The organism is Paracoccus saliphilus (assembly GCF_028553805.1).
Taxonomy (GTDB): domain Bacteria; phylum Pseudomonadota; class Alphaproteobacteria; order Rhodobacterales; family Rhodobacteraceae; genus Paracoccus; species Paracoccus saliphilus.
Genome location: NZ_CP067140.1, coordinates 3,429,672 through 3,453,458, shown reverse-complemented (window position 1 = coordinate 3,453,458; position 23,787 = coordinate 3,429,672). Strand labels below are relative to the sequence as shown.

Sequence of the window (23,787 nt, the reverse complement as noted above, 5' to 3'; positions counted from 1 at the left end):
GGCGATGCGTTACGTCTCGACGCGGGGAGAAGCCCCGGTTTTGAACTTTGAGCAGGCGATGCTGTCGGGGCTGGCGCGCGATGGCGGGCTTTATCTGCCCGAAACCGTTCCGGTCATGGACGATATCTCTGCGCTGGAGGGGCTGCCTTATGAAGAGGTCGCCTATCGCGTCATTCGCCCCTATACCGGCGATTGCTTCACCGAGGATGAGCTGCGTGGCGCAATTGACCGGGCATATGCCCGGATTGCCCATGCTGCCCGCGCGCCCTTAAAGCAACTTGCCCCGGGCCATCACCTGCTGGAGCTGTTCCACGGCCCGACGCTGGCCTTCAAGGATTTCGCGATGCAACTGATCGCGCAGCTCTTCGAGATCGCGCTGAAGCGGTCCGGGCAGCGCATCACCATCGTGGGCGCGACGTCGGGCGATACCGGCTCGGCCGCGATCGAGGCGTTCAAGGGTATCGACAATGTCGATGTGTTCATCATGTTCCCGCATGGCCGTGTCAGCGAGGTTCAGCGGCGGCAAATGACCACGCCGGACGCCGCCAATGTCCACGCGCTGGCCGTGGACGGGCATTTCGACGATTGCCAGGCGCGGCTGAAGGATCTGTTCAACGACCATGATTTTCGCGATCAGGTCGGCTTGGCGGGTGTGAACAGCATCAACTGGGCGCGGGTGGTGGCTCAGATCGTCTACTATTTCTCCTCGGCAGTCAGCCTTGGCGCCCCGCATCGCGAAGTGGATTTCACCGTTCCGACCGGCAATTTCGGCGACATCCTGGCAGGGTCTTTTGCCCGCGAGATGGGGCTGCCGATCCGTCGGCTGATCGTGGCAACGAACCAGAACGACATCCTGCACCGGGCCCTGACCACCGGCGAATACCGGATCGGCACCGTCGAGCCCTCGATCTCGCCCTCGATGGATATCCAGGTCAGCTCCAATTTCGAGCGGGCGCTGTACCTGGCCTATGGCAAGGATGCAGGGGCGATCCGCCAGATCATGGACGAGTTGAAAGCGGGCGGCTTCACGATCAGCCAGGGCGCCTTGCAGGCGCTGCGCGAGCTATATGTCTCGGGCCGGGTGTCCGAGGACGAGACGCTGGCGATGATCCGCACCATCCGCGAGGAAACCGGAGAGGTGCTGTGCCCACACAGCGCCATCGGGGCTGCGGTCGCGCGACAAAATATCGAGCCCGGCGTGCCGATGGTGACCCTGGCCACCGCGCATCCCGCGAAATTCCCCGACGCGGTCGAGCGGGCGGTGGGCGTTCGTCCGGACCTGCCCCCGCATATGGCGAACCTGTTCGACTTGCCCGAAACTGTGACTCGCGTTGAAAATGATGTAAACGCGCTGAAATCGCTGATCCTGGAACGGAGAACCAATTGACCACCGACCCTCATTTGCGCCTGACGACCCTGCCCAACGGGCTGCGTATCGCGACACGAAACATGCCGGGCCTGCATTCCACGGCTCTGGGCGTATGGGTTAGCGCGGGTGGACGGAATGAACGGGTTGAACAGAACGGCGTTGCTCATTTCCTGGAGCATATGGCATTCAAGGGGACCAAGACCCGCAGCGCCCTGCAGATCGCCGAGGCGATCGAGGATGTGGGCGGTTTCATCAACGCCTATACCTCGCGCGACGCGACCGCCTATTACGTCCGGGTGCTCGAGGATGATGTCGATCTGGCCTTCGACGTGATTTCGGACATCGTCTTGAACCCGGTCTTCGACCAGCGCGAGATCGAGGTTGAGCGCGGCGTGATCCTGCAGGAAATCGGGCAGTCTCTGGACACGCCCGACGACGTGATCTTCGACTGGCTGCAAGAGGCCGCCTATCCCGATCAGGCCATCGGCCGGCCGATCCTTGGCCCGGCAGAGCGGGTCAGCAGCTTTGGCCGCACCGATCTGGCCAGTTTCGTCGCCGAGAATTACGGTCCCGGCCAGATGGTGGTGGCCGCTGCGGGTGCCGTCGATCATGATCGCATGGTGCGGCTCGCCGAGGCCGCGTTCGGGCATCTGGCCCCGATCCTGCAAGCCCCACGCGAGGGCGCGGTCTGGCAGGGGCGCGAGGTGCGGCATGTCAAGAAACTGGAGCAGGCCCATTTCGCCATGGCGTTGGAAGGGCCGGGTTATCTCGCACCGGATTTCTATGCAGCGCAGATATTTTCGGCCGCGCTTGGCGGCGGCATGTCCTCGCGGCTGTTCCAGAAAATCCGGGAAGAGCGCGGGCTGTGCTATACGATCTTCGCGCAATCCGGGTTCCACGACGATACCGGCATGATGACGATCTACGCGGGAACCGGGGGAGAGGATGTCGCCGATCTGGCCAACCTCACCATCGACGAGATCAGGCGGGCCGCCGGGGATATCTCGGAGACCGAGGTAGCACGCGCCAAGGCGCAATTGCGTGCCGGGTTGCTGATGGGGCTGGAAAGTCCTTCGGCTCAGGCCGAGCGGATTGCGCGGGTTCTGGCGATCTGGGGTAGGGTGATGGACCCTGCCGAAGTGGCCGAGCGGATCGCTTCGGTCAGCCTTGCCGATGTCCGCGCCCATGCCGAACGTCTGATCGGTCAGTCCCGCCCGGCGCTTGCGCTTTACGGTCCCGTAGATCAGGCGCCCTCGCGTGAGGCGCTGGCAGAACGGCTTGCCGCCTGATGTTCTTGCGGCGGCGCCCCGTCCGGCTGGAAGCCGAGCGGATCGTGTTGCGGCTTCCCGCCCATTCGGATTTCAACGCCTGGTCGGCGCTGCGCATCGAAAGCCGCGATTTCCTGACTCCGTGGGAGCCGGTCTGGTCCCCCGATCACCTGACGCGCAAGAGTTTTACCAACCGCGTCTACTGGGCCGCACGGGCGAGCAAGGGGGGCACGGCCCTGCCGCTGTTCCTGCTGCGCCGCGACGGGGTACTGCTGGGGGCGATCACGCTGGACAATATTCGCCGTGGTCCCGCACAGACCGGGACCATCGGCTATTGGATCGGGAAGCCCTTTGCGCGTCAGGGCTATATGCGCGAGGCGATCGGGGTGCTGGTGCATCACGCCTTCACCACGCTTGACCTGTCCCGGATCGAGGCCGCCTGCCTGCCGGAAAACGCCGCTTCACGGGGAGTGCTGGAGCGGTCGGGTTTCAAATATGAAGGAGTCGCGCAAAGCTATCTGCAGATCAATGGGCGCTGGCGAAACCATGTGCTTTACGCCAACCTGCGAAGCGATCGGCGAGGGCGCAGCGAAGCGCGGTGACCTGCCGGCGGCAAAGAGGAGTATGCAGTCATGACCCTGAACCCCGCCGATGAAAAGCTGGCAAAGCGGCTTCCCGAAGGCATTCTGCGTGACCTCTCTCCGTCCTATCTCGAAGAGCCGAGGGGGCGTTTTCTCGGGCAGGCCGGGCTGATCGCTGCGCCGCGCGATGTCGAGGAGGCGGCGGCGGTCGTGTGCGCCTGTGCGGAAATGCTTGTGCCCATCGTCCCGCGCGGCGGCGGCACCGGACTGGTCGGCGGACAGGTGATGTCCGATGGCCCCGCCCCGCTGATCCTGTCGTTGGAGCGAATGACGGCGATCCGCGGGGTTTACGCCAATGAGGGCGTGATGCTGGCCGAGGCCGGCGCGACATTGCAGCAGGCGCGCGACGCGGCGGCCGAGGCCGGACGGCAATTCCCGCTGTCGCTGGCGGCGCAGGGGACGGCGCAGATAGGCGGGGTGTTGTCGACCAATGCGGGCGGTGTCAACGTGCTGCGCCATGGCAATGCGCGGGCGCTGTGCCTGGGGATCGAGGCGGTGCTGCCTTCGGGCGAGATCATGCATGATCTCAAACGGTTGCGTAAGGATAATACCGGTTACGACCTGCGGGATCTGCTGATCGGCGCAGAAGGAACCTTGGGGATCATCACGGCGGCATCGCTGGTGCTTGCCCCGGTTCCGGCTGAGACCGGGGTGGCGATGCTGGTCGTGGACAGTCCGGAGGCTGCCTTGCAACTGCTGTCCCTGGCGCAATCCCGCATGGCCGGGGGCGTGACCGCGTTCGAGCTGATCTCGGGGCAGGGGCTGGAATTCCTGTCCGAGCATTTCCCGCAAATCCGGCAGCCCTTCGATACGCGCCCGGACTGGACGGCGCTGGTCGAGGTCGGGCTTCCCGCCGGATTGCAGGCCGATACGGCGCTGGAAGACCTTTTTGTCGCGGGGGCAGAGGCCGGGCTGGTCAGCGATGGCGTGATCGCGCAATCGGGACAGCAGGCCGGGGAGTTCTGGAACCTGCGCGAACATATCCCCGAGGCGAACCGTGCCGTCGGGGCGATCGCCAGCCACGATATCAGCCTGCCCCTGTCCGAGATCGCCGGGTTCATCCGCGATGCCGGGAAGATGCTGGCCGAGCAGGGCGATCTGCGGATCAACTGCTTTGGCCATCTGGGCGACGGGAACCTGCATTACAACCTGTTCCCGGCCCAGGGACGGCATCGCGACGAGTATGATGATATCCGTCGCGACCTGTCCTATCGCATTCACGAGATGGTCGTGACTCGTGGCGGTTCGTTCTCGGCGGAGCATGGTGTTGGCCGCCTGAAAACCGATGATCTGGCGCGTTGGGGAGATCCCGCGCGGCTGGCCGCGATGCGGGCGATCAAGCGGGCGCTCGATCCCGCGGGCATCATGAATCCGGGAGCAATATTACCTATTTCCAGCTGAAATACCGGTTTTTGCTTAATCTCTGCCCGGCTCTGAGTCATGCTTGGGGTGTAAACGGGAGGAGACCATGCGACTGAAAATTACAAGCGCGGTCGAACGTGCTCGGTATTACGAGCGTTATCTGCCTTTTGTCATTGCAATTCTGATGGTGCCCCTGGGGCTTGCCCTGATCGCGATAGCGCCGATCCTGGGCGTTCTGCTGGCGGTTCTGGGGCTCGCCGGAACCTGCATGGGGATTTATGACCTGAGCCAGACGAGCCACGCCTTGATGCGGAATTACCCGCTGGCTTCGAGGATGCGCTATCTGCTGGAGCATTTCCGCCCTGAGATCCGGCAATATTTCGTCGAGGACGATCATGACGAAACGCCTTTCTCGCGCGAGCAGCGTGCCGTGGTGTATCGCCGTGCGAAGGGGATCGAGGGCGTGCGGCCCTTTGGCACGCTGCGCGATGTCTATGGCGACGGATACGAATGGCTGAACCATTCACTGGCGACTACCCATCTGGAAAATCAGGATTTTCGCATTCGCGTCGGAGGGCCGGACTGCACGCAGCCCTATGACAGTTCGGTCGTGAACATCTCGGGCATGTCCTATGGTGCGCTGTCACCCAATGCGATCGAGGCGCTGAACCGCGCGGCCAAGGCGGGCGGTTTCGCGCATACGACCGGCGAAGGCTCGATCTCGCGGTTTCACAGGATGGGAGGGGATTTGGTCTGGCAGATCGGCTCGGGCTATTTCGGGTGCCGGCATCCCGATGGCAGTTTCAATCCCGAACGGTTTTCTGAGACCGCCGCGGGTGATGCGGTGAAGATGATCGAGATCAAGCTGAGCCAGGGCGCCAAGCCCGGCCATGGCGGCATCCTGCCGGGGCCAAAAGTGACCGAGGCGATTGCCGAGGCACGCGGGATTCCCGTGGGTGAGGATTGCATAAGCCCTTCTTCGCACTCTGTTTTTTCGACGCCAAGAGAGCTTTGCGAATTCATTCGCCAGCTGCGCGACCTCTCGGGCGGCAAGCCGGTGGGCATCAAGCTTTGCGTGGGGCATCCTTGGGAATGGTTCGCCATGGCCAAGGCCTTTCGCGAGACGGGCATCACCCCCGATTTCATCACCGTGGATGGCGGCGAGGGGGGCACCGGCGCGGCGCCGGTCGAATTCGCCGATCACAAGGGGGCACCGCTGCGCGAAGGCCTGATGCTGGTGCATAACACGTTGGTTGGGCTGGATATTCGTGATCGGATCAAGCTGATTGCCTCGGCCAAGATCATCACCGCTTTCGACATCTGCCGGATCTCGGCATTGGGGGCGGATGGGGTGAACATGGCGCGCGGTTTCATGTTCGCCATCGGTTGCATCCAGGCGCAGGCCTGCCACACCGGTAAATGCCCGACCGGCATCACCACGCAGGATCGCGACCGTTACCGGGCGCTGGTCGTGCCGGACAAGGCGAAACGCGCGGCCCGGTTCCACAACGGCACCATGCACGCGCTGCAAGAAGCCTGTGAAAGCTCGGGGTTACGGCATCCGGACGAGTTCACGCCCCATCACCTGATGATCCGCACCAGCCCGCGCGAGGTCAGGTCGGCGGCCAGCCTGTATGACTGGCTCAAGCCCGGAGAGCTGTTGTCCAGCGATGTCCCGCACCCCGCTTTTGCGAAATATTGGGGCAGGGCGCAGATCGACAGTTTCGCGATGATGGCATCGGAAAACGGGTGATGCGCAACGGGAGCGCGCGTTGCATCGGTGTTCGGTGCAACATGGACGCGGCTTGACCCAGCAAATGCCGGGTTTTGGGCCGCACTGCGCGTACACCGGGCGTGCACAGCCTGTACACAGGGCGTACACAGGCAACGCACGCTTCGGGGATGACGCCACGTCATGGCTGAAGGAATGGTAAAGCTTTTCTTTCGCACGGGTTAACGCTCGGTTGCGTCGCTACCGTTTCGCCCGTTCCCGCGCGCCAGGTATTGGCGCAGGGTCAGGATGGGCCCGGATCAGAGCCGGCGCACTGCCCAGACACGGGCACCCAAGCCGATTGCGGGCAGGTGCTGGCCGTCTTCGGCCATGATCTTCTCGACCCGGCCATCGGCGATGGCCCGGTTCAGCCGTGCCTCGAATTGCGGATCTTCGAGCGTGTGATCGTTGAGAGAGACGACGAAGACGCCTCCGGGCGCGAGGCTTGCGATTGCCCCGTCGATATTCCCGGCCGGAGCCGCCCCTGCGCCGATCGCGCCCACGGCTGTGACGCCCATATATTGCCGGTCACCGGTATCGAGAACTGTATCCGGCTCGGCGCGAAACAACTCGCGATAGGCGCCCTTGGCGCGGGCCTTTTCCAGCATGCCCTCGGAGATGTCGGTGCCGTCGATGGTGGTGAAGCCCGCCTCTTTCAGCGCGACACCCGAGAGGCCGGTTCCGCAGGCGAAATCGAGGATCGGCGCGTCCCCGTCGGTAAGATGCCTGGCAAGGGCGGCGGCGCAGCGTGCGGGCGTGCGGTAATCGTTCTCGCGCAGGTCCGCGTCATAGATATCGGCCCAGTCATTGTAGTATCGGCGCATGCTTTCGCCGCCATCTGCCTCGTAAACCTTGTCCAGGAATGCGCTCGTACCGGCCATTTCGCCTCCTTGCCGTTTCTCGGGTCGGGAATTGGTAGCATCGCGCGTAGAGACATACAATAAAGCGACCATTCATGATCAAAAAACGACATGATCTGATCGCGAGGCGGGCGACACGCCAAGCCCATTGCGGTCCCGTTCGTGGTTGGGCATTCCGCCGGGGGACCACCAAATGAAAAGGGCGGGCCCGCAGGCCCGCCCTTGAAAATCCGCGGATGCGTCGGCTTAGCGCCGAAGCTGGTCCAGCACGATCGAGGTCGGATAGCCATCCGGCGTCGCCCCGATCGAGCGTTGGAATGCCGCGACGGCTTCCATCGTGCCCGAGCCGAACAGCCCGTCGATCTCGCCGTCATAGAAACCCTTGGCGCGCAGGCGGCGCTGGATTTCCTCGCGTTCCGAGCTGCTCATCCGCCGGTCGTTACGCGGCCAACCGCCCTGGATGCCCGACCGCCCGGCGATCCGCTCGCCCAGGAAGGCCACGCCGAGGGCGTAATTGTCCGAGTTGTTGTAACGCAGGAGCGAACGGAAATTGTCGAGGATCAGGAAGGCCGGGCCTTTCGCCCCTGCCGGCATGATGATCGAGCCATTGCCCGAGGGCAGGCTGCCGCCGCCCATCTTGCGGACGCCCTGTGACGCCCAATCGCCACTGGAGCGGCGGGTGCCCTTGCCGATCAGGTTGTAGTTGAAGCCGGATGGAAGCTGAACCTCGGCCCCCCATGCCTGGCCGCGCTGCCAGCCGTTGCGGGCGAGGTACGCGGCGGTCGAGGCCAGCGCGTCGGTCGGGTCGTCGGACCAGATGTCGCGGCGGCCGTCGCCGGTGAAATCGACGGCATATTCGAGATAGGAGGTGGGCATGAACTGGGTATGACCCATCGCGCCCGCCCAGCTGCCCAGCATATGCTCGGGGTCGATATCGCCTGCCTGCAGGATCTTGAGCGCGGCGATAAGCTGGTTCTGGAACATCTCGCCCCGGCGGCCATCATAGGCCAGCGTGGTGAGCGAGGGGATGATCTGCATCTTGCCGCGATTGCCGCCGAAATTCGACTCCATCCCCCAGACTGCCAGCACGATCTCGCGCGGGACTCCATAGCGGGATTCGATGGCGCTCAATGTCCGGCTGAGCTGTCCGGCCTTCTGGCGCCCGGTCGAGATGCGCGAATCCGAGACGGCGCTGTCCAGGTAGAGCCAGACGGGGCGCGAGAATTCAGCCTGCTTGCGATCCAGCCGGATGACATCGGGATTGTAGCGGGCGATGCGCATGGCTCGGTCATAGGTGCCGGCGGAGACGCCCGATGACAGGGCGCGGGACCGGAAGGACTGGATGAATCGCTGCAACCCGGCCTCGTCGCCCGGATCGGCCGCGGGAATGGATGCCGGGGTGACCGATGAGCCGGAAGGCCCGCTTGGCGAGTAGCTTTGGGGGCCGGCGCAAGAGGCTACGGCGCTGATCAGCGCGGCGGAAATGAAAAAACGTGAAATTGACATGTGGATCGCCTGTTCGTGACTGCTGCGGTTATTATTGTGAACGAGTGTAACGAAACCGATTCGGCTTGGATAGGGGTTGGGCGGCGATTCGGCGGGACTTCGTCACTCCTCGTCGCTACTGCCCTCGCAGCCTTTGAAAAAAGGTTGCATCTGGGCGATGATCACCGCGTTTTCGTCACGCGCCCGGTCCATCAGCGCGCGTTCGTCATCGTCGATCTCGTGCCCCTCGGCCAGCCGGTCTTCGGGCGTGCCGTAGCCGGTGACATCCAGCGGCGACATCTCGGCCTGTTTCAGGATCGCCACGGTCTCGCGCACGGCCTCGGCCTCGTCATGCCCCGCCGCATAGCACATCAGCGCCGCACCGGTCGCGCCATCGGGCAGGCCATCGCCCTTGCTGCGGCCGACCTCCACGAGCAGGGTATAGACATTCATGGTGGGGCTCCTTGTCGTCAATGCAGGTGTTTCGTCGATCATGCAGGATATTTGCATGAAGAAGAAGGGCCGGGCTGGTCCGTGGCGGCGGGCGGGGATAGGGTCGCGCAAAAGCTGTTGGAGGGACGGATGAGCAAGAGCCTGGCACGCGTCAAGGCGGCGCTGGAAGCGGCGGGGGAGCCTGTCGAGGTGCTGGAGATGGGGGAATCCACCCGGACCGCTGCCGAGGCAGCCGCGGCGGCGGGATGCGAGTTGGACCAGATCGCCAAATCGATCATCTTTCGCGGCGAGGACAGCGGACATGTGGTGTTGTTCCTGACCGCCGGGGGCAACCGGGTTGATCCCGAGAAGGCGGCGGCGGTGGCCGGGCAGCCTCTGGGCAAGGCGGATGCGGCGCTGATCCGGGCCGAGACCGGGTTTGCCATCGGGGGCGTGGCCCCGGTCGGGCATCTCAAGCCGGTGGCGGCGTTTTACGATCCGCGCCTGTCGGATTTCGAGAAGGTCTGGGCAGCGGCAGGCACGCCGCGCCATATCTTTGCCATTGCGCCCGGCCGGCTGTTGGAGCTGACCGTGGCGAGGCCGGCGGAGTTCACCGTCTGAACGGGAATGGCCGATAAAGGAGGATGACATGCAGCAACCGATGATGACCCTGAATGACGGGCGGCAGATGCCGCAGATGGGGCTGGGGGTCTGGCAGATGCCCGAGGACGAGACCGCTGTTGCGGTCGGGCATGCGCTGCAGGCCGGTTACCGGCTGATCGACGGCGCAAAGCTTTACGGCAACGAGGAGGGGCTGGGGCAGGCGGTGCGCGACGCCGACATCCCGCGCGAGGACATCTTCGTCACCTCGAAGCTATGGAACGATGAGCAGGGGCGGGACGCGGCGCGGCGCGGTTTCGACGCCACGATGGACCGGTTGGGGCTGGACTACCTGGACCTCTACCTGATCCACTGGCCGGTGCCGGCGCAGGATCTCTATGTCGAGACCTGGAAGGTGTTGATCGAGCTGCGCGAGGAAGGGCGGGTGAAATCCATCGGCGTGGCGAATTTCCAGGAGCCTCACCTTACCCGGCTGATCGGCGAGACCGGCGTGACGCCGGTGCTGAACCAGATCGAGTTGCACCCGGCATTCGCGCAGGCGCAGATGCGGGCGGTGCATGATCGCATGGGGATCGCCACGCAGAGCTGGGCGCCGTTGGGGCGCGGCGCCGATTTCGACTCTGACGCCGTGGCGGGGATCGCGGCGAGGCTGGGTGTGGACCCGGCGCAGGTCATCATTGCATGGCACCTGGCGCATGGGCTTTCGGTGATCCCGAAATCGCAGAATCCCGAGCGTCAGAAACGGAATCTCGCCGCGCTGGAATTGCGGCTGAGTGATGCGGATATCGCCGCCATTGATGCGCTCGATCATGACAATCGGACCGGGCCGGACCCAGAGACCTTCAGCGGCTGATCAGGCCAGCAAGGTCCGGGTCAGAGGGCTGTCGGGGCGGGTCAGCGCGTCGATGATATCGAAGTGATGGAGGCCGGGCTCGATCACGCAGTCGGTCGCGGCCCCCAGACCGGCCCAGATATCGGCCAGCAGGCGCGCCTGTCGGATGAATTCCGGTCGCTCCATCGCGCCGACCCATGCGGTGACGGGGATATCCGGGCGCGGTGTCAGCAAGGCTGGGCTTTCGGCAGCGGCTTCCGCGCCGTCAATTGCCAGCGTGTCATTCATCGCGGTCCGCATCATTGGCCGCAGATCGGAGAGCGGCGAGATCGGCAGGCAGCAAGCCACCCGCGCCGCGACCGTATCGGGCAGGGTGCTGTCATCGCAGATCATCCGCGCCGCCAGATGCCCTCCGGCGGAATGCCCGGTGATCGCCAGCGGTCCCGGAATGCGTTCGGCGGCCAAACTGATCGCCGCGGCGATTTCGCGGGTCATCTGCGAGATCCGTGCCTTCGGGGCCAGCGTATAGGCTGGCATCGCCACCGCCCAGCCCTGCGCCAGTGGTCCCGCCGCCAGATGCGACCATGTCGCGGGCGAGGTTTTCATCCAGAAACCGCCATGAATGAATACGGCCAACCCCTTTGGCGTGGTATCCGGCAGGAACAGATCGCCACGGCCCAGATCTTCCCGTCGGGCGGTGGCCCGGAACGTGGTGGCGGCGGCCTCCCATTGCGCCGGGAAATCGTCGCCTCGGGGAATATGGAGACCATTGGCATAGGCATCGTCCCAATCCGTGACCTGGTACAACATGGGGTGTAACCTCCTCTTCCGGCGCGGCGATTCCGCTGTTAACGTCACTCTCGAAGTGAGTGGTGAATTCGTTAACAGGCATGTCGAACAAGGGGAACTGTATGACCGATTTCACCAAGACCCGGCAAGCATTTCATCTGCCCGAGGGGTTGACCTATCTGGACGGAAACTCCCTTGGCCCGATGCCAGTTGCCGCGAAAGAACGCGTTTCGCGGATGATGGCCGAGGAATGGTCCGAGATGCTGATCACCGGCTGGAACCGGGCGGGCTGGTATGTGCAACCGCGCAGCGTCGGCGACCGGATTGCCCGGTTGATTGGCGCGGGACCGGGCGAGGTGGTGATGGGCGACACGCTGTCGATCAAGGTCTTCCAGGCGGTCAGCGCGGCGCGCGCCCTGCGGCCCGAGCGGCGGGTGATCCTGTCGGATAGCGGCAATTTTCCCTCGGATCTCTACGTGGCCGAAGGGCTGGCCCGGGCGGTGGATGCGGAATTGCGGGTGGTCGCGCCGGAAGAGGTCGCGGATGCGATTGACGAAGACCTGGCGGTGCTGATGATCACCGAGGTCGATTACCGCACCGGCCGCCGCCACGACATGAAGGCGCTGACCGCCCGCGCGCATGAGGCCGGGGCGCTGACGGTCTGGGACCTGGCGCATTCGGCGGGCGCGGTCGATGTCGACCTGATCGGGGCGGATGCCGATTTCGCGGTGGGCTGCACCTATAAATATCTCAATGGCGGACCCGGCGCCCCGGCATTTATCTGGACCCATCCGCGCCATGCCGATGCCGCGGAACCGATCCTGCAGGGATGGATGGGCCATGCCGCGCCCTTCGCCTTTGATCTGGGCTACACACCCGCGCCGGGGATCGAGCGGATGCGGGTCGGCACGCCTCCGGTCATCGCCATGACGGCGCTGGATGCGGCACTGGATGCCTGGGACGGGGTGGAGCTGGCCGATCTGCGGGCGCGCTCGGTCGAACTGACCGAGGCCTTCATCGCGGGTGTCGAGGCGGATTGTCCGGGTGTCACGCTGAATTCTCCCCGTGATCCGGCCATGCGCGGCTCTCAGGTCAGCTTCCGCCATCCGCAGGGTTACGCGGTCATGCAGGCGCTGATCGCCGAAGGGGTGATCGGGGATTTCCGGGCGCCGGATGTGCTGCGTTTTGGATTCGCGCCGCTTTACAATGATTTGCAGGATGTGCAGCGCGCGGTCGATACGCTTGCCCGGATTTTGCGCGAGGAAAGCTGGGATCAGCCGCATTTCCATGAAAAAGCCGATGTGACGTAGCGGCATGGGGCTTCTCATCCGGAGAGTCCTGACGCAAGAATTCAACGTTAACGGAAGCTGCGATGGTCATGCGATATCTTGCCTCAGTCTTCTTCGTCGGTCTGTCGGCCCTGGCCGTTTGGGCAGGGCCCGGTGATCTGCGGGTCGAATTCGTCACCGCAGAGGAAAAGCCCCTGCTGCTGAACTTGCGGCTTTCCGGCACGTTGGAGGCCAAGGACAGCGTCGATCTGGGCTTTCGCCAGAGCGGGCGGGTAACCGAGGTCCTGATCGAGGAGGGGGATCGCGTCGGCAAGGGCGATCCGCTGGCAAGGCTGGATTCCGTGCAGCAGGAACAGGGGCTGAAAGTGGCCGAGGCCAGTCTCGCCTCTGCCCGTGCCACGCAAGAACAAGCTCGGCAGGCAAGCGAGCGGGCAGCGGCAATGTTGGAGCGCGGCGTGGGCACGCGGGCGGCCCGCGATCAGGCGGTTCAGGCATTGTCAGAGGCCCAGGGCGCAGTCGAACGTGCCGAGAGTGGCGTGGAACAGGCACGGCGGGCGCTGGATGACACCGTGTTGCGCGCGCCTGAGGCTTCGGTCGTGACGGGCCGGGACATGTCGCCGGGGCAGATCGTCGGCGCGGCGCAACCGGTGGTTTCCCTGGCCAGCCTCGAGGGGCTCGAGGCGGTGTTCCGCTCGCCCGATCACCCGTTGCTGGACGATGCGATGGGCGCCGAGGTGCGGCTGGCCCCGATCGATATCGATGCCCCGGAGATGACCGGCGTCGTGACCGAGATCGCGCCGCTGGTCGATCCGGCCACGGGGACCGTCACGCTGCGCGCCAGTATCGAGGGCAACCCGGAGGGGATCGACCTGTTGGGCGCCGCCGTGCGCGGTCATCTGCGGGTGCGCAGCGATAGCGGCATCGTCATCCCCTGGACCGCCCTGACCCGGCAGGGCGAGACCGCGGCGGTCTGGACCCTTGGCGACGAAAACCGGGTCAGCCTGACGCCTGTCGAGATCAGTCATTTCTCCGATGGCGAGGTTTACCTGTCGGGCGGGATCGAGCCCGGGCAGGTCGTGATCGGCGCGGGATCGCAATTGCTCTATCCGGGGCGCGTCGTGGAACCGGCAGAGGTGCAGCCATGAAGCGGATCGTGGCCTTGGCTTTTGCGGGGATGTTGGCGGCCCTTCCCGCGGCGGGATTCGAACTGCCCGGCTGGCTTGGTTTTGGCGGCGAGGCCGCGACGGAAGAGCCCCCACGCCCGGTCGTGACCGAGATCGTCGAGGATCGCGGCGATGACGCCCGCTCGGTGCCTGGCCTGATCGCCTCGAAGACCGAGGTGACGATGGCGTTTCAGGCATTGGGCCGGATGATCTCCCGTCATGTCGAACTGGGCGACAGGGTCGAAGAGGGGCAGCTTCTTGCGGAACTGGCCACCGAGGATCTGGCCGCGACCACCCGCGCGGCCAGTGCCGCCGTCGATTCTGCCGAGGTGCAGCTTTCGACCGCGCGCACGACGCTAGAACGCACGCAGGCATTGGCCGAGCGCGGCGTGGCATCGGATGCGCAACTGGAACAGGCGCAGCGCGGCATGGCGGCGGCGCAGGCCGCAGCGGATCAGGCCCGGTCCGAACTGGTGCAGGCACAGGATGCCGAGGGTTTCGCGAAGATGACCGCGCCCTTCGCGGGGGTCGTCAGCGCCGTATACGAGGCACAGGGGGCGGTGGTCAGTGCCGGTGCGCCGATCCTTCAGCTTTCGGCAGATGACGCCCGCGAGGCTGTCATCGACCTGCCGGAATCGGCGCTGGCGGCGTTACCCAAGGATGCCGTTTTCACGATCTGGCAGCGCACCGATCCAAACCGGACCTATACCGCGCCCCTGGACCGCATCGATCCGCTTGCCGATATCGCCACGCGGACAAGGCGATTGCACCTGGTCTTGCCGGCGGATGCGCCTTTCCGCTTGGGCACGCTGATCCGTGCGCGTGTGGGGGCGCCGGATGAGCCTGCGCTGACCCTGCCGGATTCGGCATTGTTCGAACGCGACGGTCAGCCGCATGTCTGGCGGGTCTCACGCGAAGGCGACAATGCCAGGGTCGAAGCGGTTGGCGTGACCACCGGGCCTAGCTATCGCGGACGGGTGCTGGTGTCAGAGGGCCTGTTCATCGGTGACGAGGTGGTGGCCCGTGGCGTGAATTCATTGCAACCCGGGCAACCGGTCGGACGGAGGGTCGAGCCGTGAAGGGTTTCAATCTGTCGGACTGGGCGCTCCATCACCGCAGCTTCGTCTGGTTCCTGTTGGTCCTGTCGCTCTTCGCGGGGGCGCTGAGCTATGTCAATCTGGGCCGCGAGGAGGATCCGAATTTCACCATCAAGACGATGGTGATCGGCGCCGCGCTGCCCGGTGCCAGCATCGAGGATACGCTCAAGCAGGTCACCACCCGCATCGAAACCAAGCTGGAAGAACTGGACGAACTGGACTACACCCGCTCGGTCACCACTCCGGGGCAGTCCGTGGTCTATGTGGAATTGGTGCCGACGACGCGCGGCCCGGATGTGCCCGAGGTGTGGAAGCGCGTCCGCCAGATGATGTCCGATATCCGGCCGGAATTTCCGCAGGAATTCCAAGGCTTCCAGTTCAACGACGATTTCGGCGATGTCTATGGCAATATCTATGCCTTCACCTCGGACGGCTTCACCCCGCGCGAGATGCGCGACCGGGTCGAGGCGATCCGCAAGCAGGTCGCGGCCTTGCCCGCCGCCGGCAAGACCGAGCTTCTGGGCGTGCAGGACGAACGGATCTACATGGAGTTCTCGACCGCGCGGCTGGCGGCCCTGGGGCTGAACCAGCAACAGGTCATGGCGACGCTGGCCACGCAGAACGCGATTGCTCCGTCCGGCGTTGTGCAGGACGGGCCAGAGCGCGTGCTGGTCCGCGTCGGCGGCCAGTTCGACGATGCCGACTCCATCGCCGCCGTGAACCTGCGCGTCGGCGAGAGGTTCTTCAACCTGGGCGATGTCGCCACCATCACGCGCGGCTACGAGGACCCGCCGGACACCCTGTTTCGCTATAACGGCCAGCAGGCCATCGGGTTGCAGATCGGGATGCGCGAGGGCGAGAACATCCTGGAATTCGGTGAGCAGCTGGAAGAACTGATGGATGGCGTCGCCCGCGATCTGCCCATCGGGATAGAGATGGCCAAGACCGCCGATCAGCCGCATGTCGTTGAGGATGCGGTGGGCCATTTCGTTCAGGCACTGGCCGAGGCGGTGATCATCGTGTTGATCGTCAGCTTCATCAGCCTTGGCTTCCGGGCGGGCTTCGTGGTGACGCTGACCATTCCGCTGGTGCTGGCGATCACCTTCGTCATCCTTGATCTCTATGGCATCACCTTGCAGCGGATTTCCCTCGGTGCGCTGATCATCGCGCTCGGGCTCTTGGTGGACGACGCGATGATCGCCATCGAGACGATGATCTCGCGGCTGGAGATCGGCGAGTCCCTGTCCAGCGCGGCCAGCTATGCCTGGACCTCCATCGCCTTCCCGATGCTGACCGGCACGCTGGTCACGGTGGCGGGCTTCATCCCCATCGGGCTGAACAACTCGGCGGCGGGCGAGTTCACCTTCTCGCTTTTCGTGGTGATCGCAGTGTCGCTGCTGATCTCGTGGATCGTGGCGGTGCTGTTCGCACCTCTCTTGGGGGTGACCTTTCTCAAGGAGAACCTGGCGCATCATGAACACAAGGCCGGACGTCTTCGCCTTGCCTTCCATCGCCTGCTGCGCGCAGGCATGCGCTTCAAATGGGTGACCATCGCCGTCACCCTGCTGATCTTTGCGGGATCGGTCTGGGGCATGCGCTTTGTCGAGCAGCAATTCTTCCCCGATTCCGACCGCACCGAGGTGATCGTCGATGTCGGGGAACGTCAGAACGCCTCCATCGCCAAGACCCGCGCCGATATGGACCGGCTCGAAGCCTATCTGGCCGAAAGCGATGACGTGCTGTTCTGGACATCTTATGTCGGCAGGGGCGCGCCGCGTTTCATCCTGTCGATGGATGTGCCGACACCGGGGCCACATATGGGCCAGATCGTGATCCAGACGCCGGATGTGGCCGCGCGCGACCGGGTCAAGGCGATGCTCAACGATCTGGCGGCGACCGAGTTTCCGGGTGTCGATCTCTACGTGAAGAATCTCGAGATTGGCCCGCCGGTCGGCAAGCCGGTGCAGTATCGCGTCAGCTCTCCTGACCTGGACCAGGCCCGCGACGCGGCAAGGGGGCTGGCCGCCGTTCTGGCCACCGAGCCGCGCCTGCGCGATATCGCGCTCGACTGGAACGAGCCCGCCCGCGTCATCCGGCTTGAGGTCGATCAGGATCAGGCCCGTCAGGTCGGGGTGTCCGGTCAGGATATCTCGGACGCGCTGTCGGCGGTGTTCTCGGGCAAGACCGTTACGCAGCTGCGCGACGATATCTTCCTGATCGATGTCGTGGCGCGGGGCGTGGATGCCGATCGGCAATCGCTGGATTCGATCCGCAACCTGCAGCTGACGACGGGGGCGGCGGGGAATATTCCGCTGATGTCGCTCGCCAGCCTTGAATATGACACCGAGCAGCCGCTGATCATGCAGCGTGACGGCCTGCCCACCGTGACCGTCAAGGCTGCCATCGATGGCGATACGCAACCGGCGACACTGGTTCAGGCGCTGGAGGGTGCGGTAACAGACTATGAGAATGAACTGCCCGAGGCGGTCAGCATCGTCGTTGGCGGTTCTGTCGAGACATCGGCGGAAAGCCAGGCCCCCATCGCCGCGGTGGTGCCAGTGATGCTGCTGATCATGGCGATCCTGGTGATGGCGCAGATGCAGAGCGTCCGATTGTCGCTGATCGTTTTTGCTGCCGCGCCGATGGGGCTGATCGGTGTGGTCGCCGTGCTGGTGCCCTTCGGGGTGCCGATGGGTTTCGTGGCGATCCTGGGGATTCTCGCGCTGATCGGTATCCTGATCCGCAACTCGATCATCCTCGTGCACGAGATCGAGGTGCTGCTGTCCAAGGGGCGCTCGAAATGGGATGCCGTGTTCGAGGCCTCGGACAGCCGGGCACGCCCGATCCTGCTGACCGCGGCGGCGGCCTCGCTGGCGCTGATCCCGATCGCGCGGCAGGTGTTCTGGGGGCCGATGGCCTTCGCGATGATGGGCGGGATCATTGCCGGGACGCTGGTGACGCTGGTTTTCGTGCCGGCTCTGTATTGCGCGGTGTTCGGCGTGCGCCCGCCTGCCGAAGCAAAGAACTGACGCGCCTCCGGTCGGCCGGAAATCGCGTCGGTTCCACCCACGGGCGTGACCGGGAACAGCCGGCAGATCGCCTTACGGTTTCGTCTCGATCTCGATGAATGACAGAGGGCCGGGGCCGGCGTTCTTGACGTCGTGCTGCACACCTTTGGGGCGAAGGTAACTGTCACCGGGTTTCACCTGCTTCTCGGTGACCTCGCCATCCGCCTCGTAGGCCATCGTCGAATCCGTCAGGATCACCACGGCATAGTCCATTTCATGTTCGTGCCAGCCGGTCGTGGCACCCGGTTCGAAATCCCAACGGGTAATCTTCGAGCGGTCGTTCTCGGCAAGGACGGTGGGGACGGCGGAAATGGTGGATTCGAATGGCATGATGTCTTTCCTTCAACTCGCAGGACGTGGCTCAGCGTAACCGCCTTCCAGAATTTGTCACTACGGTCCTGCATCGGTCCCGTCCCGTGCCACCCTGCCTCCCGGTCCATGGCGTGTTTCCGCCCGGCATGGATTGCGGGCTTGCCATGAAAAACGCCCCGAAGGCAGAACCTCCGGGGCGCTCGCCATGCATGCCGCCTATTCGGCCGCCGAGCGTCTCGGCAGCACCCAGTCCGGGCGCGGGAAATGGCAGGTATAGCCGGTCGGGAAGCGTTCTAGATAGTCCTGGTGCTCGGGCTCGGCTTTCCAGAAATCGCCCACCGGTTCCACCTCGGTCACCACCTTGCCCGGCCATAGCCCGGACGCCTCGACATCGGCGATGGTATCCAGTGCCTCCTGCTTCTGATCCTCGTTCACATAGTAGATCGCCGAACGATAGCTGGGTCCGATATCGTTGCCCTGCCGGTTCGGCGTGGTCGGATCATGGATCTGGAAGAAGAACTCCAATAGCTGGCGATAGCTGATCATGCCCGGATCGAAGGTGATCTCGATCCCCTCGGCATGGGTGCCGTGATCGCGATAGGTGGCGTTCGGGACATCCCCGCCGGTATATCCCACCTGCGTCGAGATGACGCCGGGCAGGCGGCGGATCAGATCCTGCATCCCCCAGAAGCAGCCACCGGCCAATACAGCGCGTTCGGTCATTCAAGCCTCCTCTATCTGGTCAAGATACTCGCCATAGCCTTCGGCCTCCATCCGGTCCTTCGGCACGAAGCGCAGAGAGGCCGAGTTGATGCAGTAGCGCAGCCCCCCTGCCTCGGGCGGACCATCCGGGAACACATGCCCAAGATGGCTGTCGCCATGTTTCGAGCGGACCTCGGTGCGAACCATCCCGAACGAGCCGTCCTGGTGTTCGGTCACGTTCCCGTCGATCGGCTTGCTGAAAGCCGGCCAGCCGCAGCCGGAATTATACTTTGCCGCGCTGACGAAGAGCGGCTCTCCCGAGACGATATCGACATAGATGCCCGGCTCGAAATGATGATCGTATTCGCCGGTAAAGGCACGCTCCGTGCCGTTTTCCTGCGTGACGCGATATTGCTCCGGCGTCAACCGGGCGAGGGCGTCCTGCGACTTGGCATAGGCCATTCGATGTCTCCGTGGATCGATCCGTTCGCGACCCTATATGGTGACGAAACCGGTGGCCGCCAAGGCCGTTCTATAACTATGCCGCGATGGCAAATCTGGCCAGACCCGGCAATCGTATTGCCCGTTGATCGAATCGCCTTATTTTATTCGGGTTGGTGGGATTGATAAGGCAGGCATGAACGCGTATTCAGCCTATCGGTTTGGTATATGGTGCGCGGAGTTCTAGATGAAAATTTATCTGACAGCGCTGAGCGCTATCGCGGCCTCGGCAATTTTGACTGGCTGCGGCGGCAGCGGCGGGGTTATGAACACCCCAAAGCAGAACTTAAGCTATAACGAGCTGTACGACAGCGGGATTGCTTTGATCGAAAAGCACAAGCTGGACGAGGACGAAAATGACATGGTAGTCCCCGCAACTCCGATCAAGAACATGCCAAGCTCGGGCACGGCGACATATGCCGGGGTGGCGTCTTTCTCGGTTGGTGACGGTGTCGTTGTAAGCGACACCAAGGAAGTTATTGACGGGGTGACCCACAGAGTCGTGGAATACAAGCCGAACCGGTTGGGGCAGGCGCGCTTGACCGCTAATTTCGGCGAAGGCAAACTGACCGGTGACATCACGGATTTCAGGGCGTATCGGAAGAATGCCGCCAAGCCGGGCAAAATATCTTACGACGGCAAGATCGCGGACAATTTGACTGAAGGCCGGTTCACCGGCGAAGTTAATATTGCTGGCACGATGGTCAAGGTCGACATGCCCGGAGACGGCGGTTTCGCCGGTCCTGACGCGGATGCACTTGTCGTTACTGGAGAAAATGCTCATCGAGCAAGTTTCGCCAGCGAGAAGGCCTTCCAAAAGAACTTCCAAGAAATCGTCGTTATAGGCGAAAAAAAGTAACTCAATAGTTCCGCCCCGCCCATATCCTTAGGATTGGGCGGGAATTTTATGTTGGGATCAGGCCTTCGCCAATTCCTCTTTCGCCTCGGCATATTCCCTTGCCAGCCGCTCGATACGTTCTGCGGCAGGCAGGATCTCGTGCACAGCGCCGATGCCCTGTCCCGATCCCCAGATCTGGCTCCATGCCTTGGGCTTGCTTGAGCCCTCGCTGAAATTCATCGACGAGGCGTCGGCATGTTCCAGGTCGTCCGGATCCAGACCGGCATTGCGGATCGATGGCGCCAAGTAATTGCCCGAAACGCCGGTGAACAGCGACGAGGTGACGATATCCATCGCCCCGCTGTCGCAGATCATCCGCTTGTAGTCGGATGGTGCGCTCGCTTCTTCGGTGGCGATGAAGGGGCTGCCGATATAGGCCAGATCAGCGCCCATCGCCTTTGCTGCCAGAACCGCACGCCCGGTCGCGATCGCGCCGGACAGCAGCAGCGGCCCGTCGAACCAGTCCCGGATCTCCTGCACCAGCGCAAAGGGCGATTGCGGCCCGGCATGGCCGCCCGCGCCCGCCGCAACGGCGATCAGCCCATCCGCGCCCTTCTCGATAGCCTTCCGGGCGAATTTGTTGTTGATGATGTCATGCAACGCGATCCCACCGCAATCATGGGCGGCCGCGTTCACCTCGGGGCGCGCGCCGAGCGAGGTGATCCAGATCGGCACCTTGTGCCGGTGACAGATCTCGATATCCCGCTCCAGCCGGGCATTGCTGCGATGCACGATCTGGTTGACCGCGAAGGGCGCCGCCGGACGGTCGGGATTGGCCTGGTTGTGGCGGTCGAGTTCCTCGGTGATCCGGGTCAGCCATGCTTCGAGCTGCACCTCTTCGCCATCCTTTTCGCGCGCGTTCAGCGCCGGAAAGCTGCCGACGATCCCGGCCTTGCATTGCGCGATGACCAGATCGGGATTCGAGACGATGAACATCGGCGATGCCACGACGGGAATGCGCAGATTCTGCAGAATGGGCGGCAGCATGGGGGTCCTCCTTGCAATTTATGCAACGATGACGCGAGCTTCGGGATCATGCAAGCCGTGACGCGGCGACACTGACCGCAGGCTTCCGGCTGGAAAATCGGGCATAACCGGTCTAGCCCTGCAGAAGACCCGTTCATCATGAAGGAGCCATCCCATGTCCCTCCGCCTCAGCCTTGCCTTTCTCGCCGCCTCCGCCCTGCCGGTCGCCGCCGAGACTTCCCGCATTGCCGTCATCTCGGCCTTTCCGCCGGAATGGGTCAGCCTGCAGGCCGACCTGGAAGGGGCGGAAACGCAGGTGATCAATGGCAGCGAATTCGTGACGGGCAAGCTGGGCGGGCAGGACGTGGTGCTGTTCCTTTCGGGCGTGTCCATGGTCAACGCAGCCATGACCACGCAACTGGCGCTTGATCGTTTCGACATCGACGCCATCGTCTTCTCCGGCATCGCGGGCGGCGTCGATCCGTCGCTGAATATCGGCGATGTCGTGGTGGCCGATCAATGGGGCCAGTATCTCGAGTCGGTCATGGCGCGCGAGATCGATGACGGTTTCTCCATCCCGCCCTTCCTGGAATCTCCCTTCCCGAATTACGGCATGATCTTCACGCGCGAAACGACCGTCGCCTCGGATCGCGGAGAGCCCGAAACGCGCTTCTGGTTCGAAAGCGACCCCGAACTTCTGGACGCCGCAAAAACCGTTGCGGAAAGGATCGGCCTGGCCGAATGCAACAGCGACAACGCCTGCCTTGAACAGGCGCCGCAAATCCGTGTCGGCGGCAATGGCGTGTCGGGTTCGGCCTTCGTGGACAATGCCGGGCTGCGCGAATGGATCTTCGATACGTTCGAGGCGCGGGTCGTCGACATGGAATCCGCTGCCGTCGCGCAAGTCGCGTGGGCGAACCAGACCCCCTTTATCGCCTTCCGTTCGCTTTCCGACCTGGCTGGCGGCGGCGAGGGGGCGAACGAGATGGATGTCTTCATGTCGCTGGCCTCGGAGAATTCGGCGCTGGTGGTCAAGGAATTCCTGACAGCGCTGCCCAAGGACTGAAAGGATCACGGTTCGGGCAAGGTTTCATCAAGGGATGCCTGCTAGAAAGTGACTCCTGAATCGAGGCGCGGTATCAAGGGAAGCAGAACCTGCAAGCCGCCGTGTTTTCGATGAATCGCGGCACATGCTGCCAGTGGTTGCCGATCAACTACGGCATCACCAGCCGGTCTTGGCGACCGGGGGCTGAAGAGGAGTTTACCTTGCGACATTTTCGTTACATGCTCGTCATCGCCCTGTTCGCCTTCGCTGCAACCCCAGTATTGGCCGAGGGCGAGGATCGGCTGACAGGACGAGGCATGAGCCACGAATTCCAGGCAACGCTCGGCTACGGGCGAATAACCGCGAATGAGTTGGTTTACAGGGGGGCAGGGGATGAGCGTCTCAGCCACCTGATCTGGGAGGCGAGCACCCTGGTCGCGACATTGAGCACGCGATTTGACCTCGGCAATGCCTGGGCCCTGAGCGGCCAGGCGATGTTCGGTGTGAATGGCCGTGGCGATATGACCGATTACGATTGGCTGGCTCCCTTTGCCAAGGGCACCAGCGATCACCAATGGACTGATCGTTCACAGCATCCGGATAGCCAGCTCGATCATTATTTCGATCTTGAGCTGGCGGTTGGGCGCGATTTCGACCTGAATGAGGCCACGCAGGTCAATCTGCATGGCGGATTGAAATATACCTGGATCGAGTGGCATGCCCGGGGCGGTCGCTACATCTATTCGGACAACAATTTCCGCGATGCGCGCGGGAGTTTTCCCGATGGAGAGGTCGGTGTCAGCTACAAGCAGCAGCGCAGAACCGTTTTCGTCGGTGCCGAGATGATACGGGAACAAGGAGATTGGCGATTGTCGGGCCTGCTCCGGGCCGGTCTGAGCGTCAATCCGAAAGCTGTCGATCACCATTGGTTGCGGAATATACGTTTCGACGAAAGATTTTCCTCCTCACCATTCTTTCAGATCGGGCTTGCTGCAGAGCGTCAACTGGAAAACCAGATGTGGCTGCATGTCGGCGCCGGTTACCAGAAATTCTTCCGGGAGAGAGGAGACACGCGCTTGTCGGCGATCCGGACCGGGCAGAAGCAAGGGATATACGACAATAGCGTCGGAGCGGATCTTTCGGTCGCGACCATCGATATCGGGATCAGGCGGGAATTCTGATCACCTCGCTTTCGCGCAAGTTGAAAAGGCCCCGGTAACCGGGGCCCTTCTTCTTCATTGCAATATCCTCGGGGGGAAATCCCCGCAGGGGATTGGGGGGCGGATGCCCCCCGGCGGCCACGGAACCTGTAGACG

22 protein-coding genes are annotated in these 23,787 nt (G+C 63.5%); 14 read left to right on the top strand and 8 right to left on the bottom strand.

The features are described 5' to 3' along the window. The first annotated feature begins 4 nt into the window (after window positions 1-4). From thrC to JHX88_RS16645, 5 genes are all read left to right on the top strand, one after another. Window positions 5-1,387: a threonine synthase gene (gene thrC, locus JHX88_RS16665; RefSeq protein ID WP_076524737.1), complete on the top strand. Its 1,383-nt coding sequence runs from the start codon at window positions 5-7 to the stop codon at window positions 1,385-1,387. Between the two features lie 62 nt (window positions 1,388-1,449). After that, entirely contained in the window at window positions 1,450-2,658 is a 1,209-nt protein-coding gene (locus JHX88_RS16660) for a M16 family metallopeptidase (protein ID WP_141225799.1), read from the top strand. Next, complete coding sequence (locus tag JHX88_RS16655; RefSeq protein WP_076524733.1) at window positions 2,658-3,239, top strand: GNAT family N-acetyltransferase; 582 nt, start codon at window positions 2,658-2,660, stop codon at window positions 3,237-3,239. Before JHX88_RS16660 ends, JHX88_RS16655 begins: the two co-directional genes overlap by 1 nt. A 30-nt stretch (window positions 3,240-3,269) precedes the next feature. Continuing rightward, window positions 3,270-4,679, top strand: a complete 1,410-nt coding sequence (locus JHX88_RS16650; RefSeq protein ID WP_076524731.1) for an FAD-binding oxidoreductase — start codon at window positions 3,270-3,272, stop codon at window positions 4,677-4,679. A gap of 67 nt (window positions 4,680-4,746) precedes the next feature. After that, on the top strand, window positions 4,747-6,393 hold the full coding sequence (locus tag JHX88_RS16645) for an FMN-binding glutamate synthase family protein (RefSeq protein WP_076524729.1): 1,647 nt from the start codon (window positions 4,747-4,749) through the stop codon (window positions 6,391-6,393). 278 nt (window positions 6,394-6,671) lie between these two features. Here the strand turns inward: JHX88_RS16645 and JHX88_RS16640 are convergent, their stop codons facing one another. The 3 genes from JHX88_RS16640 to JHX88_RS16630 form a co-directional block, all read right to left on the bottom strand. Then, window positions 6,672-7,292, bottom strand: a complete 621-nt coding sequence (locus JHX88_RS16640; RefSeq protein ID WP_076524727.1) for a class I SAM-dependent DNA methyltransferase — start codon at window positions 7,290-7,292, stop codon at window positions 6,672-6,674. 225 nt (window positions 7,293-7,517) lie between these two features. Beyond that, window positions 7,518-8,777, bottom strand: a complete 1,260-nt coding sequence (locus JHX88_RS16635) for a lytic murein transglycosylase (protein WP_076524724.1) — start codon at window positions 8,775-8,777, stop codon at window positions 7,518-7,520. Between the two features lie 102 nt (window positions 8,778-8,879). Further along, window positions 8,880-9,209 (bottom strand): hypothetical protein, encoded by a 330-nt coding sequence (locus tag JHX88_RS16630; protein WP_141225793.1) that lies wholly within the window; start codon window positions 9,207-9,209, stop codon window positions 8,880-8,882. A gap of 129 nt (window positions 9,210-9,338) precedes the next feature. On the opposite strand from JHX88_RS16630, the gene JHX88_RS16625 reads away from it, so the two are divergent. Beyond that, window positions 9,339-9,809 carry a YbaK/EbsC family protein gene (locus JHX88_RS16625; protein WP_076524995.1) on the top strand — a complete coding sequence of 157 codons (471 nt, stop codon included), beginning with the start codon at window positions 9,339-9,341 and terminating at the stop codon, window positions 9,807-9,809. Between the two features lie 28 nt (window positions 9,810-9,837). Next, complete coding sequence (locus JHX88_RS16620) at window positions 9,838-10,662, top strand: aldo/keto reductase (RefSeq protein WP_076524720.1); 825 nt, start codon at window positions 9,838-9,840, stop codon at window positions 10,660-10,662. Here JHX88_RS16620 and JHX88_RS16615 read toward each other — a convergent pair whose 3' ends face one another. Next, complete coding sequence (locus JHX88_RS16615; RefSeq protein ID WP_076524718.1) at window positions 10,663-11,451, bottom strand: alpha/beta hydrolase; 789 nt, start codon at window positions 11,449-11,451, stop codon at window positions 10,663-10,665. 101 nt (window positions 11,452-11,552) lie between these two features. Here JHX88_RS16615 and kynU point away from each other — a divergent pair, with 101 nt between their 5' ends. The 4 genes from kynU to JHX88_RS16595 all read left to right on the top strand — a co-directional run bounded on the left by kynU (window position 11,553) and on the right by JHX88_RS16595 (window position 18,008). Then, window positions 11,553-12,740 carry a kynureninase gene (gene kynU, locus JHX88_RS16610; RefSeq protein WP_076524716.1) on the top strand — a complete coding sequence of 396 codons (1,188 nt, stop codon included), beginning with the start codon at window positions 11,553-11,555 and terminating at the stop codon, window positions 12,738-12,740. A gap of 68 nt (window positions 12,741-12,808) precedes the next feature. Beyond that, window positions 12,809-13,864, top strand: coding sequence for an efflux RND transporter periplasmic adaptor subunit (locus tag JHX88_RS16605; protein ID WP_076524993.1), 1,056 nt, complete (start codon window positions 12,809-12,811; stop codon window positions 13,862-13,864). Beyond that, window positions 13,861-14,961 (top strand): efflux RND transporter periplasmic adaptor subunit, encoded by a 1,101-nt coding sequence (locus tag JHX88_RS16600; protein ID WP_076524714.1) that lies wholly within the window; start codon window positions 13,861-13,863, stop codon window positions 14,959-14,961. The genes JHX88_RS16605 and JHX88_RS16600 overlap by 4 nt, the downstream gene beginning before the upstream one ends. Next, on the top strand, window positions 14,958-18,008 hold the full coding sequence (locus JHX88_RS16595; protein ID WP_076524712.1) for an efflux RND transporter permease subunit: 3,051 nt from the start codon (window positions 14,958-14,960) through the stop codon (window positions 18,006-18,008). Before JHX88_RS16600 ends, JHX88_RS16595 begins: the two co-directional genes overlap by 4 nt. Before the next feature lie 72 nt (window positions 18,009-18,080). On the opposite strand, the gene JHX88_RS16590 is transcribed toward JHX88_RS16595, so the two are convergent. From JHX88_RS16590 to msrB, 3 genes are all read right to left on the bottom strand, one after another. Then, window positions 18,081-18,377, bottom strand: coding sequence for a cupin domain-containing protein (locus JHX88_RS16590; protein WP_076524710.1), 297 nt, complete (start codon window positions 18,375-18,377; stop codon window positions 18,081-18,083). 198 nt (window positions 18,378-18,575) lie between these two features. Further along, window positions 18,576-19,082, bottom strand: a complete 507-nt coding sequence (gene msrA / locus JHX88_RS16585) for a peptide-methionine (S)-S-oxide reductase MsrA (protein ID WP_076524708.1) — start codon at window positions 19,080-19,082, stop codon at window positions 18,576-18,578. Further along, on the bottom strand, window positions 19,083-19,523 hold the full coding sequence (gene msrB, locus JHX88_RS16580; protein WP_076524705.1) for a peptide-methionine (R)-S-oxide reductase MsrB: 441 nt from the start codon (window positions 19,521-19,523) through the stop codon (window positions 19,083-19,085). It abuts the gene before it with no gap. Between the two features lie 226 nt (window positions 19,524-19,749). On the opposite strand from msrB, the gene JHX88_RS16575 reads away from it, so the two are divergent. Then, the gene (locus JHX88_RS16575) at window positions 19,750-20,421 is read left to right on the top strand and encodes a transferrin-binding protein-like solute binding protein (protein ID WP_076524703.1); all 672 of its coding nucleotides are present in this window, start codon (window positions 19,750-19,752) and stop codon (window positions 20,419-20,421) included. A 57-nt stretch (window positions 20,422-20,478) separates the two neighbouring features. On the opposite strand, the gene JHX88_RS16570 is transcribed toward JHX88_RS16575, so the two are convergent. Beyond that, complete coding sequence (locus JHX88_RS16570) at window positions 20,479-21,447, bottom strand: NAD(P)H-dependent flavin oxidoreductase (RefSeq protein ID WP_076524701.1); 969 nt, start codon at window positions 21,445-21,447, stop codon at window positions 20,479-20,481. A gap of 154 nt (window positions 21,448-21,601) precedes the next feature. Between JHX88_RS16570 and JHX88_RS16565 the strand changes: the two genes are divergently transcribed. Both JHX88_RS16565 and JHX88_RS16560 read left to right on the top strand, forming a co-directional pair. Beyond that, window positions 21,602-22,492 carry a 5'-methylthioadenosine/S-adenosylhomocysteine nucleosidase gene (locus JHX88_RS16565; protein ID WP_076524699.1) on the top strand — a complete coding sequence of 297 codons (891 nt, stop codon included), beginning with the start codon at window positions 21,602-21,604 and terminating at the stop codon, window positions 22,490-22,492. 200 nt (window positions 22,493-22,692) lie between these two features. Beyond that, on the top strand, window positions 22,693-23,652 hold the full coding sequence (locus tag JHX88_RS16560) for an omptin family outer membrane protease (protein WP_176011418.1): 960 nt from the start codon (window positions 22,693-22,695) through the stop codon (window positions 23,650-23,652). Window positions 23,653-23,787 lie beyond the last annotated feature (135 nt).

Bases quoted from the DNA above. Each gene is read 5' to 3' on its own strand.
- thrC (WP_076524737.1), top strand. From the start codon at position 5: ATGCGTTACGTCTCGACGCGGGGAGAAGCCCCGGTTTTGAACTTTGAG.
- JHX88_RS16660 (WP_141225799.1), top strand. From the start codon at position 1,450: ATGCCGGGCCTGCATTCCACGGCTCTGGGCGTATGGGTTAGCGCGGGT.
- JHX88_RS16655 (WP_076524733.1), top strand. From the start codon at position 2,658: ATGTTCTTGCGGCGGCGCCCCGTCCGGCTGGAAGCCGAGCGGATCGTG.
- JHX88_RS16650 (WP_076524731.1), top strand. From the start codon at position 3,270: ATGACCCTGAACCCCGCCGATGAAAAGCTGGCAAAGCGGCTTCCCGAA.
- JHX88_RS16645 (WP_076524729.1), top strand. From the start codon at position 4,747: ATGCGACTGAAAATTACAAGCGCGGTCGAACGTGCTCGGTATTACGAG.
- JHX88_RS16640 (WP_076524727.1), bottom strand. From the start codon at position 7,292: ATGGCCGGTACGAGCGCATTCCTGGACAAGGTTTACGAGGCAGATGGC.
- JHX88_RS16635 (WP_076524724.1), bottom strand. From the start codon at position 8,777: ATGTCAATTTCACGTTTTTTCATTTCCGCCGCGCTGATCAGCGCCGTA.
- JHX88_RS16630 (WP_141225793.1), bottom strand. From the start codon at position 9,209: ATGAATGTCTATACCCTGCTCGTGGAGGTCGGCCGCAGCAAGGGCGAT.
- JHX88_RS16625 (WP_076524995.1), top strand. From the start codon at position 9,339: ATGAGCAAGAGCCTGGCACGCGTCAAGGCGGCGCTGGAAGCGGCGGGG.
- JHX88_RS16620 (WP_076524720.1), top strand. From the start codon at position 9,838: ATGCAGCAACCGATGATGACCCTGAATGACGGGCGGCAGATGCCGCAG.
- JHX88_RS16615 (WP_076524718.1), bottom strand. From the start codon at position 11,451: ATGTTGTACCAGGTCACGGATTGGGACGATGCCTATGCCAATGGTCTC.
- kynU (WP_076524716.1), top strand. From the start codon at position 11,553: ATGACCGATTTCACCAAGACCCGGCAAGCATTTCATCTGCCCGAGGGG.
- JHX88_RS16605 (WP_076524993.1), top strand. From the start codon at position 12,809: ATGCGATATCTTGCCTCAGTCTTCTTCGTCGGTCTGTCGGCCCTGGCC.
- JHX88_RS16600 (WP_076524714.1), top strand. From the start codon at position 13,861: ATGAAGCGGATCGTGGCCTTGGCTTTTGCGGGGATGTTGGCGGCCCTT.
- JHX88_RS16590 (WP_076524710.1), bottom strand. From the start codon at position 18,377: ATGCCATTCGAATCCACCATTTCCGCCGTCCCCACCGTCCTTGCCGAG.
- msrA (WP_076524708.1), bottom strand. From the start codon at position 19,082: ATGACCGAACGCGCTGTATTGGCCGGTGGCTGCTTCTGGGGGATGCAG.
- msrB (WP_076524705.1), bottom strand. From the start codon at position 19,523: ATGGCCTATGCCAAGTCGCAGGACGCCCTCGCCCGGTTGACGCCGGAG.
- JHX88_RS16575 (WP_076524703.1), top strand. From the start codon at position 19,750: ATGAAAATTTATCTGACAGCGCTGAGCGCTATCGCGGCCTCGGCAATT.
- JHX88_RS16570 (WP_076524701.1), bottom strand. From the start codon at position 21,447: ATGCTGCCGCCCATTCTGCAGAATCTGCGCATTCCCGTCGTGGCATCG.
- JHX88_RS16565 (WP_076524699.1), top strand. From the start codon at position 21,602: ATGTCCCTCCGCCTCAGCCTTGCCTTTCTCGCCGCCTCCGCCCTGCCG.